Here is a 237-nt window from a genome sequence, read left to right as displayed (position 1 = left end):
TAGGGGACATCCATGCTCAAACAAGAAATCGAAATCATCAACAAACTCGGCCTGCACGCGCGCGCTTCCAGCAAAGTCACCCAAACCGCCTCCCAATTCCAAAGCGAAGTCTGGGTCACCAAAACCGGCAACCGCGTCAACGGTAAAAGCATCATGGGCCTGATGATGCTGGCCGCCGCCAACGGTACCGTGATTGAACTGGAAACAGAAGGCGCAGACGAAGCCGCCGCCATGCAG

General features: G+C 56.1%; 1 protein-coding gene. It reads left to right on the top strand.

Features of this window, described 5'->3' with window-relative positions; genetic code table 11:
* Positions 1-12: 12 nt before the first annotated feature.
* Positions 13-237, top strand: a 225-nt coding sequence (locus tag ACTHSW_RS10950) for an HPr family phosphocarrier protein (RefSeq protein WP_440373933.1), incomplete at its 3' end; no start/stop codon positions are given.

Origin of the sequence: Neisseria sp. P0008.S004, assembly GCF_051962755.1 — a bacterium.
GTDB lineage: Bacteria > Pseudomonadota > Gammaproteobacteria > Burkholderiales > Neisseriaceae > Neisseria > Neisseria subflava_A.
This window is presented reverse-complemented; position numbering and strand designations above follow the sequence as displayed.